The organism is Lysobacter sp. A286, from assembly GCF_054052105.1.
Map to the genome: position 1 here is coordinate 1,801,132 of NZ_JBSVRJ010000001.1, position 16,021 is coordinate 1,817,152.

Consider the following 16,021-nt stretch of genomic DNA (forward strand, 5'->3'; position numbering starts at 1 on the left):
TCGGTTCTCTATCGTTTGGTCGGCACCCATACTCGAGTCATGAATCAGGCAAAGGCATCCACGATGAACAATGACAACAGCCCCAGCGCCGGCAAGAACGCAAGAATGCCGGTGTTTTTCATCCCGCATGGCGCGGGCCCCTGCTTTTTCATGGACTGGAACCCGGCCGACACCTGGACCCGCATGGCGGGCTTTCTCAAGGGCGTGGCCGACACACTACCGGCTCGGCCCAAGGCCATCGTGCTGGTCTCCGGCCACTGGCTGGAGCCGGCGTTCAGCGTCACCGGGCACGCCCGCCCGCCGCTGATCTACGACTATTCCGGCTTTCCGCCGCACACTTATGAGCTGACGTATCCCGCGCCCGGCAACCCGGAGCTGGCGGCGCAGGTCGCGCAACTGCTTGGCCAGGACGGGACGGAGGCGCGGGTGGATGGCCAACGCGGCTTCGACCACGGCATGTTCATCCCGCTGAAGCTGGTGTTCCCGGGCGCGGATATTCCGGTGATCCAGCTGTCCCTGCGGCGCGACCTGGATCCGCGTGCGCACATCGAAGCGGGCCGCGCACTGGTGGCGCTCCGCGACGAGGGCGTGCTGATCATCGGCAGCGGCATGAGCTTCCACAACATGCGCGGCTACGGCGATCCGCGTTTCACCCCGATCTCGGCCGAGTTCGACGACTGGCTGACCGCCACGGTGGAAAGCGCGCCTGCCGAGCGCGACGCCTTGCTGCAGGACTGGACGCAGGCGCCGCGCGCGCGCCTGTGCCATCCCCCAGGCGGCGAGGAGCACCTGATGCCGCTGCTGGTCGCCGCCGGTGCCGGTGCCGACTCCAGTGGCCAAAAGGTCTACTCGGAGACGGTCATGCAAACCACCATTTCGGCATTCCGCTTCGGCTGAGCAACCGGCGCGCTTAATCATTCCAGATCAAAAGCAGGAGCAATCCATGAACGGCGATTCAAAAAAGCGCCAATGCTGCAACGCATGATCTGACCGCCCGCGACACGGCGGACAAGCCGCAGCAGGATGGTCGCGATGCCGATGATCCGTTCGTCGGGCAGTGAATGCACGCTAGTGCCTGGGTCGGCTTCGGCTAGAGTTATGACTCCACCTCGCTCGATCCACCCATCCAACAGGAGACCGGACATGGCTGATACATGGTTGCCATCACTCATCACCACCACAGCGCAAGAAGGTTTTGAATTGGCCATCACCCTCAGTCGTCGCGGGGTCAAGTACACCCAACCCGATGGCGAAGTCCTGCACGCACTGCGACCTGCCTACGCACAATCCGCCGAGGCGCTGACGGCCGCATCCCAGGTAATCGCGGTCAATTTCCAGACAGTGGCCGTGGCCAATAATTACTGGCGGCAGTGACGCCCGCATTCGCCGCCGTAATCGTCCCGAACCGACAGCGAAACGGCGTGGTGTTTGGACAAGCCCTTCGGCATCTACTGCACGCTGGGTTGCCAGGCCCGCGTTGAGCCCGTCACCCGGAACGCGGCGGACGCCAGAGAGCGCAACGCCACCACCGGCTCGAGCACCAGCCCGCTTTCGCACAGGAACTCCTCCAGTGCGCGTGGCTCGTGATCCGCCGCAAGCAGGTCGTCAAGGTAGATCAGGGTGCCGGTGCACAGGCTCGGTGCCAGCGTCCGCAGCACGGAGATGGTGGACGAGTAAAGATCGGCGTCCAGATTGACCACAAGTCGTGCATGCTCGGGGAGGCAGAAAACGGGCAATGTTTGGTCGAACCAACCTTTATGGAAGTGCACCCGGGCGTCGTCGACGCTCGGAATTTTGCCTTGCGTGTCGAACTGGCCCTGCTGCCAGTTCCAGCCGGATTCGGGCAAACCCTCGAAACTGTCAAAACCGTGCAATTGGCTCGCTGAGTGGCGCAGGCCCTGCGACCAGTAACGGATGCTGTCGCCCCGGTAAACTCCGAACTCGAGATACAAGGTTTGGGTATCGGCGACTTCGGCGATCAGGACATCAAACAGCGCATCGCGCGTCAGCACACGGCGTGGAAAATCGAAGCCTTGGGCTTTCATCCAGCTTGCCAACTGGACGTAGTGCGTTGCGGTGATGATGCGTTTCAACAGCGATTGCGGAAGCAGGCCGGTGGTGACGGTCAGCACGTACTTGAAATTCTCCTCAAGGTGCTCGACAAAACGCTGTTGCTGCATTGACATGTCGACTGTCCTTTTGCGAGACGATTGTCCGACACCAGGAACCCTTGCAGTGGATTAGCACGTTTTTCAGCCGTGAACGTCAATTTGTTGTGAGGCGGGTGAATGCTAGCGCCTGGAACGGCCGCGCAACAGCATGGCGAGCGCCAATAGCAGCACCAGTCCACCGCCGGATATCCAGAACCAGCGTCCAGGACTTGCGGCCTGCGGAGAGTCCTCGGGGGCAGCTGGAAACGACCGCGGGGCTTGGGTGTCCAGCTCCGGCCTGGCCGCCGTCAGCTGCCAGCGCCCCTCTTCCAGCTCGACATGCCCCGCCAACTCGGGAAGGCGCAATTGCCGCCAATGGATACGCAAGTCGCCAATCTTGGGGTCGAGCGGATTGTCGGAGCTTCCAAGGCCGTCACCCTCTGGCTGGAAGGTGGCCGCCAAGTTGGCTCGCAAGCGTGAGAAACCCGGTCGAAAATCCTCCCAATGGCCCAGTGTTTTCAGCACCGACAGGTCGAGCGGCCTGCCATCCAGACTGGCGTCGGTAGCCCACCAACGCTGGCCTTGCAGTGGAATTTCATCAGGGTTCTTGTGGCCCGGCGCAAATGCCGATGAGTCGATCAAAGCCGGTTTCCAGACTCGCTCATAGTCGCCATCGCGGTTGCGATACCACTGGAACATCTCAACCCGACGGTCCAGTCCGAACTGGTCGGTGCGCACGCCAAATTCGGTGTCTTCAAGCACGCGGCCCGGCATCGGATCGCCCACTGGCCGGGCTGCGACCGCCTGCGCCGATGCCGCCATGCGGCCAGGCACCTGCGCGCCGACCGACCATGGCGCAAGTGTCGCCACGGCCACCAGCAACCATGCCGCCAGGCCGGGCCGCCAGTTCATGCGGCCAGCGTCCTCGCCCGTAATTCCGCCACCTCGTGGCTGGTGCCGAACCTGCCCTTCTCGTTGCGGGTCACCTGGGCCAGTGCGCAACCGGGATCGTGGGTAAAGAACAGGCGCACGTTGCGCGCCATCTTGTCGGCCAGGAAGGTCTTTTTCTCGTCGATCAGCAACTCGGCATTGCGGTCGTACCCCATCGTGATCGGTACATGCACCCACGGCCGTCCGGGGACCAGGTCGGCGCAGAACACCACCCCGCCCTGGGATTGCCCGTCGATGACTTCCGGGCCGACGATCTCCGCCAACATCAGACCCGGCGTATGGCCGTCGCTGTAATGGAAGCGAACCGCCTTGCCGAGAGTCTGCGAGAACTCGCCATCGACCAGCTCAAGCTTGCCGGTGGCCTCAAGCAACCCCGGCAGCTCGGGGATGAAGCTGGCGCGGTCTCTGGCGTGCGGCGCGGAGGCACGCTGCCAATGCTCCCGGCCCACCACGTAACTCGCATTCGGGAACACCAGCCGCGGCGACTGGCCTTCTTTCCACTGGGCCAGCAGGCCACCGGCATGGTCGAAGTGCAGGTGCGACAGCACGATCACATCGATGTCGCCGGGCTTGAAGCCGGCCTCGGCCAGCGAGTCGAGCAGCACGTGGCGATCCTCGACCACGCCATAACGCTCGCGCAACCTGGGCTCGAAGAAGGCGCCGATGCCGGCCTCGAACAACACCGTCTTGCCCGCCAAGGGGCTGGCCAACAGCGCGCGGCAGGCCAGGTCGATGCGGTTTTGCTCATCGGGCGGCGCCCACTGGCTCCACATCGCTCGCGGCGCGTTTCCAAACATCGCCCCGCCATCGAGTTTCTGGCTGTTGCCGATCAGCGACCAGAGTTTCATCGTCGACTCCACAAGCTCGCAGTCATGGCTGCATCCCGATCATGATGGGCGATCGGGATGCGCAAGGAAACCGTCCGTTCAGTGCTCAACGCCCGTCGATCTGTACCTCGGCCGAGCCGACCGGATTGCGTGGATCGGTGCCGCCGTCCAGGGTGTCGGTCTGTTTGTCCCAGGCAACGGTTTGCAGGTTGCCCCAGGTACCCTCGCCGGTATTGACCGTGTGGCCCATCGCGCGCAAACCCTTGATGGTGTCGGCATCCAGCGCGTCGGGTTCGGCGGCAATCACGTCGGGCAGCCACTGGTGGTGGATGCGCGGTTCGGCTGCGACCTGTTGTGCGTCCAGGCCGGCGTCATAGCCCAGGATCCCGATCAATACCTCGGTGATGATCCGGCTGCCACCGGGCGCACCCAGCACGGCAAGCTTGTCTGGCGACTCGATGAAGGTAGGGGTCATCGAGCTGAGCATGCGCTTGCCCGGCTCGACCGCGTTGGCGGCAAAACCCATCACCCCGAACGCATTGGGCGTACCGGGCCTGAGCGCGAAATCGTCCATCTCGTTGTTGAGGATCACGCCGGTCCCGGGCGCAATCAACCCGGAGCCGTACAGCAGGTTGACGGTCTGGGTTGCCGAGACGATGTTGCCTTCGGTATCGATGATCGAGAAATGGGTGGTCTCGTCATCCTCGAAGGGCACTGGCTGGCCGGAAAGCAGCTCACTGGGAGTCGCCTTGTCCGGGTGGATGGTCGCGCGCAGGCCGGCCGCGTAGGCCGGATCGGTCAGCAGCGCGATCGGCATCTGCACGAAATCCGGGTCGCCAAGATAAATGGTGCGATCCCGGTAAGCCCGGCGCATCGCCTCCACCACCAGGTGGGTTCGCTCGGTCTGGTCGAGCTGGGACAAGTCCCACGGCTGCAGGATCTGCAGCATTTCCGCCAATGCAACCCCGCCCGAGGACGGCGGCGGCGCGGTGACTACCTGCCAGCCGCGGTAATCGAACCTGATCGGTTCACGCTCGCGCACCTGGTACCCGGCCAACTCGGCGGCAGTCCAGTGACTACCCTCTTCCGCCACCGAGGCGAGCAGCTTGTCGGCCACCTCACCGCGATAAAAGCCGTCATGGCCATGCGCTGCCAGCAACTCCAGCGTGCGAGCCAGGTCGGGCTGCTTGAGGATCTCGCCGACCTTGGGCGGATCGCCATCGGCCAGGAATACCTCGCGGGTGCCACGGTAGCGCTCCATCACCTCGCTGCGACGCGCGTAGCCCTTCTCCAGCCGCTCGTATATCGGGAAGCCATCACGGGCAACACGGATCGCCGGCGCCAGGGTGGTTGCCAGCGGCAGGTCGCCGTAGTCCTGCGCCAGCACGACCAGCGCGGCCGGCAATCCCGGGATACCAGCCGACCACGGGCCGTTGGTCGCGCGGTCGCGATCCAGTTCGCCGTCCTCGTCGAGGTAGGCCTCCGGCGTCGCCACGATCGGTGCCGTCTCGCGGGCGTCGAGGAATATGTCGCGATCGGTACTGGCGTCGTGGAGCAGGAAGAAACCACCGCCACCGAGCCCGGAGCTGATCGGCTCGACCACCGACAACGTCGCCGACACCGCGACCGCGGCGTCGAACGCGTTGCCGCCCTGGGCAATGATGTCCAGCCCGGCCTCGGTCGCAAGCGAATGAGCGCTGGCGATCACCGCCCCGGGCGGGGTATTGCTGGCGGCCTGGGGCGCCGGTGCCTGCTCCGGCGAGCTCGCGCACCCGGTGAGGCCAACGGTGAGTGTAGTGAAGGCCAGCAAGCCAACCAGCGTCAGCGTTCGTGGTGTATTGCGCATCAAGTCGCCCTCTTTAGCGTCGCAGGGTTTACCCGGCACCGGTTTGCAGCTTCAGCAATTTGCCCAGCAGCTGCTCATGGGTTTCCGGAAAGTTCGGGTCCGGGTCGATACATTCCACTGGGCAGACGACCACGCACTGCGGTTCGTCAAAATGTCCCACGCACTCGGTACACAGCCCCGGGGCGATTACATAGATATCTTCACCCTGGGTGATCGCCCCGTTGGGACAGGCCGGTTCACAGACGTCGCAATTGACGCAAATCTCGTTGATCTTCAGGGCCATGGCATGACGCGGCGCCGTGGCCCGCGAAAGGATCCCGTGATTACAGTTTCAAGGATGCCTGTCGAAGAAGACTACTTCGCCTCGACAAACACGTACACGACACCGGACGGCTCGACGGCAGCCTTGACCCGGTCATTATCGGCGGCGTCACCGATGAACAGCAGCCTGACGTTGTTCATTGAACCCGGATCGACCTTGGCGAAAGCGCCGACCACGATATCGGCCATCATCGCAGACTCGGGTGAGCCAAACGCCACCAGGTTGCCTTCCACGATGCCGCGTTGCATCGCAATCTCGATCTCTTCCTTCAGGCGCTCATGGGCACCCTCGAAGCCTGCACTGTCGCTGCCGGGCAGGTAGTAGAGGTATGGGCTGTTGGTGACCTCGCCCATGTTGCTGGTCACTACCTGCGACAGATAGCTGCCCCAGGCGTTGTCGTCATTGGTGGTCGGCGCAGTCAATGGTGCCTTCACCACCACGGCGGCGTCTTCGGACGTGTCGGTCTTGTCGCAAGCCGCCAGCAGCGGCATCGAAAGCAGGGCAATCAGGATCAGGCGGGTGGTGGTGTTCATGGCATTCCCCTTTGGTCAAATATCAAGTTCAATTGGAACAGCGTCGGTTGGATCGGCGTCGATTTGGAACGGCGTCGGTACGGCAAGTGCTCAAACGTCACTACGTTGCCATTGCGTTTGCAGCGCCTTGGCAACGGCCGGTGGCACGAAGCCGGAGACGTCGCCCCCAAGGCGGGCGATCTCGCGCACCAGCGATGATGAAATGAAGCTGTACTGCTCGGCGGGAGTGAGGAACAGCGTCTCCACGTCCGGTATCAAATGGCGGTTCATGCTGGCCATCTGGAACTCATATTCGAAATCCGACACCGCACGCAAGCCACGCAGCAGTACTCCTGCCCCCAGACCGGATACGAAGTGGGCCAGCAGGGAGTCGAAGCCGCACACTTCCACGTTGGCGTGGTGACCCAGCGCCTGTTGCGCCAACTCGACCCGAAGTTCCAATGGCAAGGCAGGACTCTTGCTCGGGCTCTCCGCCACTCCGACGATGAGCCGCTCAAACAGCGGCGCGGCACGGTCGACCAGGTCGATATGACCGTTGGTCACCGGGTCGAAGGTCCCGGGGTAGACAGCGATGCGATGGCGGGCCGGAGTCATTTGATGGCGAGCTCAAGAAGATGGCAACCCGGGATTGCCGGGTATGCGGGGAGTGTATCAACCGCGGCCGTCGTCCTGCTGGTCAGCGGTGATGTCCACATGTCGATATACGGCATAACGTACCTCGCGGGTGCGGCCTTCACGGTGCAATATCCAGTCAGGCGGCAGGACAATGGACTCGGCCAGCGGTGCCTCAACATAGAGCCAGGCATCGTTGTCCAGGACCGGTAGCAACGCGGCCAACACCGGCTCCCACTGCCCGGAAGCGAATGGCGGGTCAACGAAGGCGATATCGAAGCTGGCGCGCGGTTGCGCCGGCAGCCAGACCAGTGCGTCCGCCCGGATGATGCTGGCGACCTCGCCGCCCGGCAGCCGCTCGGTGGTCGCCTGCAAGCTTTCCGCCAGCCGGGGGTCGCGCTCGACCAGCACCGCTGACGCCGCACCACGGGAAACCGCCTCCAGCCCGAGTGCCCCGCTGCCGGCAAACAGGTCCAGCACTCGTGCGCCGGGCAAGGCCGGCATCAACCAGTTGAACAAAGTCTCGCGGACCCGGTCGGACGTCGGACGCAGCCCGCTGGCGTCACCCACCGGCAGCTTGCTGCCGCGCCAGCGCCCGGCGATGATCCGGACCTGGCCGGGGCCACGGAACACCGGGCGGATAGGTTTTGGAGCGGGTTTCTTGGTCATTCGCAATGACAGGCCAGTGCTAGCATGTGCCTATTCTCGCGCATTCGTGAAACCAACCGTCGATGGTCAGCCTCTTTCGCCGAAAAAAGTCAGGGACCAGCCCGTCCGAGCGTCGTTACAGCACGGAAGAACTGGCGGCCGCGTTCCCGGGCCCGGCACCGGCGAGCGATGAGTCTTCGGCACCCGAGGCTCCGGTCGTACCGGTTCCTGCTCCAGCGGCGGCTCCGGTCTCAACTCCGCCGCAAGCCCTGGCACCAGCTCCGGCTCCGGCTCCGATCCCAGTGTCGGCGCCAGCGTCGACTCCCGCTCCAACTCCGGAACCCGAGCCGGCCCCGGCGCCACCTGGCTTGCCCAAGCCCGCGGACTTGCCGCAGCCTGCCGCTGGGCCGACCCCACACACGGCTGTCGCGACAGCGGATATCCAGCCTGTCGCGTCGGTCGACAAGCCGGTCGCAATCGGTCGGTCGAGCTGGCGCGAGCGCCTGCGCGGCACCGGATTCGCGCGCAGCTTCGGCGGCCTGTTCCATGGAAACCCGAAACTTGATGACAACCTGCTCGACGAGATCGAGACCGCACTGATCATTGCCGACGTCGGGGTAACGGCGACCACCGACCTGGTCGAGGACCTGCGCAAGCGCATGAAGGCACGGGAATTCGCCGATTCGCGCGCCTTGCTGCAAGCATTGCGCGCCGACCTGGTCGCATTGCTGGCGCCGGTTGCGGTGCCATTGTCGATCCGCAACGACGCCCACCCATTCGTCATCCTGACCGTAGGCGTCAATGGCGTCGGCAAGACCACCACGATCGGCAAGCTGGCGCGCCGGTTCAAGGACGAAGGCCGGTCATTGATGCTGGCTGCCGGCGATACCTTCCGCGCCGCCGCGGTGGCCCAGTTGCAGGCCTGGGGCGAACGCAACCAGGTGCCAGTGATCGCACAGGGACAGAACGCGGACGCCGCCTCGGTTGCGTTTGATGCATTGCAAGCCGCCCAGGCACGCAACATCGAGGTGCTGATCGCCGATACCGCCGGACGCCTGCATACGCAGCAAGGCCTGATGGCCGAGCTGGGCAAGATCAAGCGGGTGATCCAGAAACTCGACCAGGATGCGCCACACGAAGTGCTGATGGTGATCGATGGCACCACCGGCCAGAACGCGCTGTCGCAGCTGCGTCAGTTCAACGCCGCCGTCGGGGTAACCGGGCTGGTGGTGACCAAGCTGGACGGCACGGCCAAGGGCGGCGTGGTGTTTGCATTGGCGCGCGAGTTCGGCATCCCGATCCGCTTTGCCGGCATTGGCGAGCGCCCGGAGGACCTGCGCGTGTTCGATGCCGAAGCCTTCGTCGACGCGTTGTTGCCCGAGGCGCTCGGCGCCTAGCGCCGGCGACCTGCGCGTGGGCGCCCCAGCAGCGCCAACCGGGACCGAACGAGAAGCCCGCCAGTGGCGAAAGATCATCGCCAAGGGTGCAGGCGCGTTCCTGCTGTTGATGTTCGCGCTTACCCTCGGCTGGTTCACTCGCCCCGGCCAGGTCGCGGATCTGATTCTGGAACGGGTCGGGCAGGCACTGGGATTGGAGATCACCTCCAGCGGCGCAAGTGAGTACCATTTGCGCGGTGTCCCCAGGCTTGTGGTTCGCGATGTCATCGCCCGCCAGCCGGGCGCGGAAACGCCGTTACTGACCGCCGAACGCATCTACCTGTCACTGCCGTGGACGACCCTGCGCGCGGCCGGTGAAGACCTCACCGTGCAGCGCGCGGAATTGGATGCGCCACGAGTCGACCTCGCCGCATTGCAGCATTGGCTCGACAGCCGGCCACCCGGCGGGGAGTTTCGCGTCCCGACCATCACCAGCGGGGTCCAGGTCACCCGAGGCGAGATCATTGGCGACGGCTGGTCGATCGACCGGATTGGCCTGGACATGCCGTCGCTGCATCCCGAAAGCGCGCTTGCGGCGCGAATCAGCGGCAGGGGCAATTTTGGCACCACCCTCGCCCCGTTCGACTTGCAGTTGGCCCTGACCCGGCCAGCGCTGGATGCAGGCCTTGGCGCCGCCGGCATTGTCACCGTGGTCACGCCCGACTGGCGCATGCCGATGCGGCTGCAGCTATCGGGGCAACTGAACGATGGCGACGATGGCCTCGGGCTTGATCGCTTCCGGTTGGGTGCTGACACTCGCTGGCTGGACCGCACTGCCGACGACTCCCGGAACCTGGCTTTCTCCTTTGGCATTGCCGGGCCGCTGCGGTATCACTCAGGCAACCTCACCATCGCGCCGCTGGGCGCCGTGCTGCGCGGCAACGGGCCCATACCCAGCTTCGATGCCCACGGCTCTCTGGCCTGGGGCGACGCACTGGCATTGCAATTCAACGGCGCCATCGCCGAATGGCCCGACCGTTGGCCGGCGCTGCCAGCGCCGCTGGCCCAGTCCGGTTCACCACTACCGTTCAATATCGACTACACCGGCCCGTTCGATTTGTCCGGCGTCACCTCCTTGCAACTGCAACGCGATGGCAGTCGTCTGGACACCCGTTTGAAATTGCCTGCGATCCTGGACTGGCTGGACCAGCTCGACACCGGCACCCCATTGCCGCCACTCAGCGGCACCCTGGTTACGCCACGCATCGAAATTGCCGGCGCAACCCTGACGGGGGTGGAAATCCGGTTCGACAATGGTGAAGACGAGCACCCAGGCGATTCCGAAGACAGCGTCGACCCATGACACCCGAGCCAGCCGACTTTGCCGGACGCCTGCTCGTCTGGTTCGATCACAACGGGCGCCATGACCTGCCCTGGCAGCATCCGCGCACGCCTTACCGGGTATGGCTGTCGGAGATCATGCTGCAGCAGACCCAGGTCAAGACCGCCGCGCCCTACTTCGAACGCTTCGTCGCGGCGCTACCAAGCCTGCCCGCCTTGGCCGCCGCGCCGCTCGACGATGTCCTCGCGCTGTGGTCGGGACTGGGTTACTACACCCGCGCCCGCAACCTGCACAATGCGGCGAGACTATGCATGGAGCAGCACGACGGCGACTTGCCACGTGATGTCGACGCGTTGATCACCCTGCCCGGCATTGGCCGCAGCACCGCCGCGGCGATCGCGGCGCAAGCCTGGGACGACCGGCACGCGATCCTGGATGGCAACGTCAAACGGGTACTGGCGCGCTACCACGGCATCACCGGTTGGCCCGGCTCGCCGGCAATCGAGAAGCAGTTGTGGACGCTTGCCGAGTCACACCTGCCCACCTCGCGTCTGCGCGACTACACCCAGGCCCAGATGGACCTTGGGGCGACCCTGTGCACGCGCAGCAACCCGCGTTGCGTCTCATGCCCACTGCAAGGCGATTGTGTTGCGCGTATCGAAGGCCGCAGCAGCGAACTGCCGACCCGCAAGCCAGCCAAGGCCATCCCGCAGCGTCACGCGCACGTACTCTGGCTGCAAGACGTCGATGGCCGGGTGCTGTTGCAGCAACGCCCACCGGTGGGCATCTGGGCCTCGCTGTGGACCTTGCCGCAGGCCGACGACGAGGCTGGCGCACGCGACTGGTTCGCCCGCCACCTGGCGGGTGACCTTGATCACGACGGGTTCGACCAGGGAGAAACCCTGCCGACCATCGCCCACGCCTTCAGCCACTACCGGCTGGCACTGCAACCACGACGCTGGCGCGGCGTTACCTTGGGCGGTGCGGTGGGCGACAATGTCGGTCTGCGCTGGGTCGCCCCCGGACAACTGGGGAGTCTCGGCATCCCTGCGCCCATCCGCCGGTTGCTGGAAGCGGACTGAGCGAGCGCGCAGCCAATTTCAAGGAGATCTGATGATGGCCCGTACCGTCTACTGCGAATACGAAAAACGCGACGCCGAAGGACTCGATTTCGCACCCTGGCCGGGCGACGCCGGCAAGCGGGTATATGCCCATATCGGCAAGCCCGCCTGGGCCAAGTGGCTGGCCCACCAGACAATGCTGATCAACGAGAATCGCCTGTCACCGATGGACCCCAAGCACCGCGCGTTCCTGCAGGCGCAGATGCTGAAGTTCCTGTTCGAAGGCAACGTCGATCAAGTAGCGGGCTATATTCCGCCCGACGGTGATTGAACCGCGCCTACTTGCCTTCCACACTGTCGCGGGCGGCGTCTTCGGCCTTCTTCAGGGCTTTGACGTCCAGCGGCAGGATTTGCTGGATCCGGCACGGGAAGTTGGTGGTTCCACGATCGAGCACCACCACGCTGTCCATCCCGGCAAAGACCGTCCCACCCTGCCCGCTGAAACTGATGGCATGCCCGTATTCCAGGCCCGGACAGCGCCCACCGAGTTCCAGCAGGTAGGCCTGGTTGCGCCGGGTCCAGACCGCCAGAGCGCTATCGCCCAGCGGCGTCCAGCTGTAGAGCGTGCCCAGATTGTGGAAGCTGTTGACCGGCGCTCCGGCATGCGCCCGGTGGATGTCCAGGCGTTGATCGTCGGGCAAGGTCGCGGTGGTGGCACAAGCGGTCAGCAGCGCTACGACGGCGACCGAAAGGAAAATACGTTTCATGTCTGCTCCCGGGTTGGCGAAGGAGGCGTTCAAGAGTGCATAGTGCACAGTGAGTCGCGATGATTCTGGCACGAGCGCACACGCATTCAGCTCACATCCGGCTTGCCACCTACGCCATCAGCCCGCTATCATGCCGCTCCTTCACGGCCAGCCCGTGACAGGGCCGGGTAGCTCAGTTGGTAGAGCAGGGGATTGAAAATCCCCGTGTCGGGGGTTCGATTCCCTCCCCGGCCACCATTTGGTGGCTGTCGCTGTGATAGCTGTAACGCAAGCCCTGCAATGCTTCGAGCACTGCGGGGTTTTTTGTTTGTGGCGTTTGGCTGGCCCGGCGCATGGCCCGGCGCGCGCTGTGGCCCGACAGTGGCCCGACACCGGGGCAACCCCTGCCCTGTACGCGCCGCCACGACCCGCGCGTTGCGCGTGGCACCAATGGGGCAAGGTGCGCGGCGCGCGACCGCCTAGGCGCGAGCAGGGCGGCTTCGATCTGTGTCGTTCTGCTAACCTCCCTTGACACACCGGATCGGGGGAGCGGAAAGATGAAGCACATGCTCATAGGTGCCGTCTTGGTCGTAATTGCTCCTCCGGCGTTGGCTGACGACCTGTACTGTCAGGGTCGGACCTACATGAGCGGAAAACAGGTAGAGACCACTCGGGTTCTCAGCATCGACTTCGCCACTCTGCGAGCATCCGTCTCCACTAGCGAAGGGCGTGCTTTTGGAGTGCTCGACGCCAAGCCGGAAATCTACCTTGGTCAACTTTCAACGGCCAAGGGAAAAGACTACTGGATCAACCTCAACCGCTACACGGGTGAGCTGATCGTTTTTCCGATGCCCATGACAGATGGTGGATTTGCTGACTACAGTGGTACCTGCACGCGCGCCGAACCCGCGTTCTAAGATTTGCCCTACACGAGAGCGCGACGGTCGCCGATGGCTGCCCCAGCCGCCACGCGCGACGATGCGCCGGCCCCGGTGTCTAGGCCACTACTGAAGCTGCGACGGATCGCAGTTTCGGCCTGCTTATTCGGCTACAAGGGCTTCCAATTCGGAACTGAACGATGTCGCCCGGTTACGGCGAATCGCCTTTTCATAGCTCGGGATAATTTGCTTGGCTAAAGCCTTCACGGCAGTGGGGCTCTTCAGCTCCCGTTTGTAATCGAACGGCGTCCCGGCCTGTTCGCGATCTTCTAGCTCCGCATTCATATCAATAATCAGATCCGACAAGATCTTCTGTGCGATCTCCGAAACGGCATCAAACCCGAACTTGTCGACCACAGGACTTGGGTCTCGCACGAACTCGCGACCACCCGGGTCAACATCAAGTGCCTGCCGGAGCAGGTACAACATAAAGAATCGCGTGAGCGTGTAACTGGCGACCAATCTATTCTTCAGCTCTGGGAGTGTTTGAAGTACAGCTTCAAAAAGGACAGAAAGGGTCGCTACTCGCATAGCATTGACTTCCTTTCGGGCAAATATCTCGCTATGCAACTCATCGAAGAGCCGATAAGTTTGATGGCATGCCCAAGGCTGGTGCAGATCGAAAGCGAGCAATTGCTTCCCCGCAGCCTCATTGGTAATGGAATGCGAGGCTCCGATCACCTCGCCGCGCTTTATCTCGTAGCCAAATTCCCCAGGGAACACCTCTCGAAACTCTGCCTGCAAGCGGCGCTGTATATTGCTGTTCGACTGTAAGTCTCGCGCGCTGATCGAGTTCTGGTTATTACTGTGCCGCGTGATCTTTGCGGCGAGCTGACTTCCAGGCGGCAACTTAATAATCCGCGTGAGCAATCGCAGTTCGTCCGTGATGCCTGCTCGATGCTCAAACAGGGTGGTAAGGCTTTGACACCCGTTGACGACAGTGTAGCCGTTGATAGTAATGGAGTCCTCAGTGAGCTCCGCCTCTTCAGCGAGAATGGTTAGTCCATTGTGATACAAGAGGAAATTCTTGTGCTCCCCCTGCTCCTTTACGCTCTCGGCAATCGCCTTGTTAACTTTCGTTTTTCCCAACGTTTGGCGCACGTTCCAAGCGAACAGCTCACCGCTTTGGAGTCCTGACATGGCCACTAGCTCAGTGGCAAGAAGTGGAGCGACGTAAGCGGTTGCCTCCGGCGTTCTGTACTCGATGGATGAGAGGCCCTCGAGCCTGAACGTCATTGCGGTATGTACGGGCTCTGCGTCGCCCGGCGCAACCCAGTTAGTATCGAGTTCATCGCCATCAACAACCGCAATGTCCGGCCGCATCTTAAGATACTTGACAGCCGAATCGTCCTTATTGACGTTTGTAATGAAAACACCGCGAACCTCGTAGTCCTTTTCTACACGCTCAGCCAGATTAGCATCCTTGATCAGCTGCGCAAGCTCCACGTTCTTAGTTGAACCTTGGAGATGCTCGATCGACTCTCTTGAGCGCAACTGATCCAGTGTGCCAGCGAACGATTTAAGATCTGCGTCACCAAGGGTCCTGTCGATGTTCTGCCGCAACTTCGTTTGAAAGACGATGATGCGCTCAAGATTCGAGTCAACGTAGATACCGTCGATGCCTTTGTCGTCTGGCCCGTCACAGATCGCGTCCTGCGCGTCTGTCTCATCAAGTCGATAGTAGTTCTCAAGGAACCATCCCAAGAGCGCTCGCGACTCAACTCTTCCAGGAATCAAATGAGTTCCGAACAATTCCAAAATCGCCGGATACGACAGGTCTAGTGGCATAGCAGTCAGAACTCCTCCCCTTGTGATGGGATCGAGGATGAGGCCACCCAACGGGTCGGTCAACAGGGGGTTCATCGCTGAGGCCACACCACGTCTATCTCCCGTACCGGCTCCGGCCGCGACAAGCCGAACACGGCGAGCGCAAGCGCCAGGACCAAATCATCGTGAGCGCCCTCGCGAGCGTTGAACGTCGCATTGCCCGACTCGGTAAACCGAACCCGGAAGTCCTGTAGCTCCCGCAGCAAAACCGGCGCGTCGGGCAAGGTGGACGCAATGCGAAGTTCCCCGGCATGGAGCAACGCTTGCAGCTTGCTGACTAGCTCGCCTTTCGGCACCGACCAACCCGCCGTCGTGCTCGACGTTTCGCGCCCACCTGTAATGACCACGCCTTGCGCCCTACGCAGCGCCGGGCGGCCCGCGAACATATCGAACACCGGGCGGCCTACGCCCGTGTAGTCGACCAGCACGCGCGGCGCTGCGTGGCTTAGCGGCGGGCGGCACACCATGGCCTCTAGGCGGTCAACCTGTGCGGGGTACGGCATACCGAGTTGCAAGCGCTCAAGATGCTGAACTTCGTATCTCGGGTGCGGCTCGGGGTTCGCATCGCTCAGGGCTGGGTTCGCCGTCGTGGAGGTGATGCGCGACACGATAGCGATAGCCGTGGGGTCATGCGCTTGGCCTGCCTATGTCGATACACGGCTCGGTCGCAGCACGTGATGTGGAAAAAGAATTTGCTGCGAAAAGGCCGGTAGGCGCGAAGGTGTCACAGGTAACACTCGTGTTCCGTGACGGCCTTATTACGTCCGTACAGAAGAGCAAGAAGAGATAACGGGCAACCGTGACCCTGGCGACTGCGGTGGCAACTCGCAGTCGTTCATTCA

19 protein-coding genes and 1 tRNA gene are annotated in these 16,021 nt (G+C 63.1%); 8 read left to right on the forward strand and 12 right to left on the reverse strand.

What is annotated here, in order from left to right; genetic code table 11:
* Positions 1-63: 63 nt before the first annotated feature.
* Complete coding sequence (locus ACW7G0_RS08295; protein ID WP_456989016.1) at positions 64-897, forward strand: DODA-type extradiol aromatic ring-opening family dioxygenase; 834 nt, start codon at positions 64-66, stop codon at positions 895-897.
* A gap of 17 nt (positions 898-914) precedes the next feature.
* Here the strand turns inward: ACW7G0_RS08295 and ACW7G0_RS08300 are convergent, their stop codons facing one another.
* The gene (locus ACW7G0_RS08300; RefSeq protein WP_456989018.1) at positions 915-1,067 is read right to left on the reverse strand and encodes a hypothetical protein; all 153 of its coding nucleotides are present in this window, start codon (positions 1,065-1,067) and stop codon (positions 915-917) included.
* Between the two features lie 76 nt (positions 1,068-1,143).
* On the opposite strand from ACW7G0_RS08300, the gene ACW7G0_RS08305 reads away from it, so the two are divergent.
* A complete protein-coding gene (locus tag ACW7G0_RS08305; protein WP_456989020.1) occupies positions 1,144-1,374 on the forward strand; it encodes a hexameric tyrosine-coordinated heme protein in 231 nt (76 codons plus the stop codon).
* Positions 1,375-1,448: 74 nt separating this feature from the next.
* Here ACW7G0_RS08305 and ACW7G0_RS08310 read toward each other — a convergent pair whose 3' ends face one another.
* The 8 genes from ACW7G0_RS08310 to rsmD form a co-directional block, all read right to left on the reverse strand.
* Positions 1,449-2,186, reverse strand: a complete 738-nt coding sequence (locus tag ACW7G0_RS08310) for a TylF/MycF/NovP-related O-methyltransferase (protein WP_456989022.1) — start codon at positions 2,184-2,186, stop codon at positions 1,449-1,451.
* Between the two features lie 105 nt (positions 2,187-2,291).
* A complete protein-coding gene (locus tag ACW7G0_RS08315; RefSeq protein ID WP_456989024.1) occupies positions 2,292-3,062 on the reverse strand; it encodes a TMEM43 family protein in 771 nt (256 codons plus the stop codon).
* Positions 3,059-3,949, reverse strand: a complete 891-nt coding sequence (locus ACW7G0_RS08320; protein WP_456989026.1) for an MBL fold metallo-hydrolase — start codon at positions 3,947-3,949, stop codon at positions 3,059-3,061. Before ACW7G0_RS08320 ends, ACW7G0_RS08315 begins: the two co-directional genes overlap by 4 nt.
* Before the next feature lie 85 nt (positions 3,950-4,034).
* On the reverse strand, positions 4,035-5,774 hold the full coding sequence (gene ggt, locus ACW7G0_RS08325; protein WP_456989028.1) for a gamma-glutamyltransferase: 1,740 nt from the start codon (positions 5,772-5,774) through the stop codon (positions 4,035-4,037).
* Between the two features lie 28 nt (positions 5,775-5,802).
* The gene (locus ACW7G0_RS08330) at positions 5,803-6,057 is read right to left on the reverse strand and encodes a YfhL family 4Fe-4S dicluster ferredoxin (RefSeq protein WP_456989030.1); all 255 of its coding nucleotides are present in this window, start codon (positions 6,055-6,057) and stop codon (positions 5,803-5,805) included.
* Between the two features lie 71 nt (positions 6,058-6,128).
* Positions 6,129-6,629 (reverse strand): hypothetical protein, encoded by a 501-nt coding sequence (locus ACW7G0_RS08335; RefSeq protein ID WP_456989032.1) that lies wholly within the window; start codon positions 6,627-6,629, stop codon positions 6,129-6,131.
* Positions 6,630-6,719: 90 nt separating this feature from the next.
* Entirely contained in the window at positions 6,720-7,223 is a 504-nt protein-coding gene (gene coaD / locus ACW7G0_RS08340) for a pantetheine-phosphate adenylyltransferase (RefSeq protein WP_456989034.1), read from the reverse strand.
* Between the two features lie 57 nt (positions 7,224-7,280).
* Positions 7,281-7,910, reverse strand: a complete 630-nt coding sequence (gene rsmD, locus ACW7G0_RS08345) for a 16S rRNA (guanine(966)-N(2))-methyltransferase RsmD (protein ID WP_456989036.1) — start codon at positions 7,908-7,910, stop codon at positions 7,281-7,283.
* A 62-nt stretch (positions 7,911-7,972) separates the two neighbouring features.
* On the opposite strand from rsmD, the gene ftsY reads away from it, so the two are divergent.
* From ftsY to ACW7G0_RS08365, 4 genes are read left to right on the forward strand one after another with little or no spacing between them, the layout of a single operon-like run.
* A complete protein-coding gene (ftsY, locus tag ACW7G0_RS08350; protein ID WP_456989038.1) occupies positions 7,973-9,286 on the forward strand; it encodes a signal recognition particle-docking protein FtsY in 1,314 nt (437 codons plus the stop codon).
* A gap of 16 nt (positions 9,287-9,302) precedes the next feature.
* The gene (locus ACW7G0_RS08355) at positions 9,303-10,628 is read left to right on the forward strand and encodes a hypothetical protein (RefSeq protein ID WP_456989039.1); all 1,326 of its coding nucleotides are present in this window, start codon (positions 9,303-9,305) and stop codon (positions 10,626-10,628) included.
* Positions 10,625-11,689 carry an A/G-specific adenine glycosylase gene (gene mutY, locus ACW7G0_RS08360; protein ID WP_456989041.1) on the forward strand — a complete coding sequence of 355 codons (1,065 nt, stop codon included), beginning with the start codon at positions 10,625-10,627 and terminating at the stop codon, positions 11,687-11,689. Before ACW7G0_RS08355 ends, mutY begins: the two co-directional genes overlap by 4 nt.
* 34 nt (positions 11,690-11,723) lie before the next feature.
* Complete coding sequence (locus ACW7G0_RS08365; RefSeq protein ID WP_456989043.1) at positions 11,724-11,999, forward strand: oxidative damage protection protein; 276 nt, start codon at positions 11,724-11,726, stop codon at positions 11,997-11,999.
* Between the two features lie 7 nt (positions 12,000-12,006).
* Here the strand turns inward: ACW7G0_RS08365 and ACW7G0_RS08370 are convergent, their stop codons facing one another.
* Positions 12,007-12,435: a DUF6491 family protein gene (locus ACW7G0_RS08370; RefSeq protein ID WP_456961057.1), complete on the reverse strand. Its 429-nt coding sequence runs from the start codon at positions 12,433-12,435 to the stop codon at positions 12,007-12,009.
* 161 nt (positions 12,436-12,596) lie between these two features.
* Between ACW7G0_RS08370 and ACW7G0_RS08375 the strand changes: the two genes are divergently transcribed.
* A tRNA-Phe gene (locus tag ACW7G0_RS08375) sits at positions 12,597-12,672 on the forward strand.
* 299 nt (positions 12,673-12,971) lie between these two features.
* On the forward strand, positions 12,972-13,331 hold the full coding sequence (locus ACW7G0_RS08380; protein WP_456989045.1) for a hypothetical protein: 360 nt from the start codon (positions 12,972-12,974) through the stop codon (positions 13,329-13,331).
* 123 nt (positions 13,332-13,454) lie between these two features.
* Here ACW7G0_RS08380 and ACW7G0_RS08385 read toward each other — a convergent pair whose 3' ends face one another.
* The gene (locus ACW7G0_RS08385; protein ID WP_456989047.1) at positions 13,455-15,215 is read right to left on the reverse strand and encodes an AIPR family protein; all 1,761 of its coding nucleotides are present in this window, start codon (positions 15,213-15,215) and stop codon (positions 13,455-13,457) included.
* Positions 15,212-15,787, reverse strand: a complete 576-nt coding sequence (locus ACW7G0_RS08390; RefSeq protein ID WP_456989049.1) for a hypothetical protein — start codon at positions 15,785-15,787, stop codon at positions 15,212-15,214. Before ACW7G0_RS08390 ends, ACW7G0_RS08385 begins: the two co-directional genes overlap by 4 nt.
* Positions 15,788-16,021: the final 234 nt, after the last annotated feature.

Excerpts from the sequence above, each read along its gene's own strand:
- ACW7G0_RS08365 (WP_456989043.1), top strand. The coding sequence starts at position 11,724 with ATGGCCCGTACCGTCTACTGCGAATACGAAAAACGCGACGCCGAAGGA.
- coaD (WP_456989034.1), bottom strand. The coding sequence starts at position 7,223 with ATGACTCCGGCCCGCCATCGCATCGCTGTCTACCCCGGGACCTTCGAC.
- mutY (WP_456989041.1), top strand. The coding sequence starts at position 10,625 with ATGACACCCGAGCCAGCCGACTTTGCCGGACGCCTGCTCGTCTGGTTC.
- ACW7G0_RS08385 (WP_456989047.1), bottom strand. The coding sequence starts at position 15,215 with ATGAACCCCCTGTTGACCGACCCGTTGGGTGGCCTCATCCTCGATCCC.
- ACW7G0_RS08370 (WP_456961057.1), bottom strand. The coding sequence starts at position 12,435 with ATGAAACGTATTTTCCTTTCGGTCGCCGTCGTAGCGCTGCTGACCGCT.
- ftsY (WP_456989038.1), top strand. The coding sequence starts at position 7,973 with ATGGTCAGCCTCTTTCGCCGAAAAAAGTCAGGGACCAGCCCGTCCGAG.
- ACW7G0_RS08295 (WP_456989016.1), top strand. The coding sequence starts at position 64 with ATGAACAATGACAACAGCCCCAGCGCCGGCAAGAACGCAAGAATGCCG.
- ggt (WP_456989028.1), bottom strand. The coding sequence starts at position 5,774 with ATGCGCAATACACCACGAACGCTGACGCTGGTTGGCTTGCTGGCCTTC.
- ACW7G0_RS08305 (WP_456989020.1), top strand. The coding sequence starts at position 1,144 with ATGGCTGATACATGGTTGCCATCACTCATCACCACCACAGCGCAAGAA.
- ACW7G0_RS08315 (WP_456989024.1), bottom strand. The coding sequence starts at position 3,062 with ATGAACTGGCGGCCCGGCCTGGCGGCATGGTTGCTGGTGGCCGTGGCG.
- ACW7G0_RS08320 (WP_456989026.1), bottom strand. The coding sequence starts at position 3,949 with ATGAAACTCTGGTCGCTGATCGGCAACAGCCAGAAACTCGATGGCGGG.
- ACW7G0_RS08310 (WP_456989022.1), bottom strand. The coding sequence starts at position 2,186 with ATGTCAATGCAGCAACAGCGTTTTGTCGAGCACCTTGAGGAGAATTTC.
- ACW7G0_RS08380 (WP_456989045.1), top strand. The coding sequence starts at position 12,972 with ATGAAGCACATGCTCATAGGTGCCGTCTTGGTCGTAATTGCTCCTCCG.
- ACW7G0_RS08330 (WP_456989030.1), bottom strand. The coding sequence starts at position 6,057 with ATGGCCCTGAAGATCAACGAGATTTGCGTCAATTGCGACGTCTGTGAA.
- rsmD (WP_456989036.1), bottom strand. The coding sequence starts at position 7,910 with ATGACCAAGAAACCCGCTCCAAAACCTATCCGCCCGGTGTTCCGTGGC.
- ACW7G0_RS08335 (WP_456989032.1), bottom strand. The coding sequence starts at position 6,629 with ATGAACACCACCACCCGCCTGATCCTGATTGCCCTGCTTTCGATGCCG.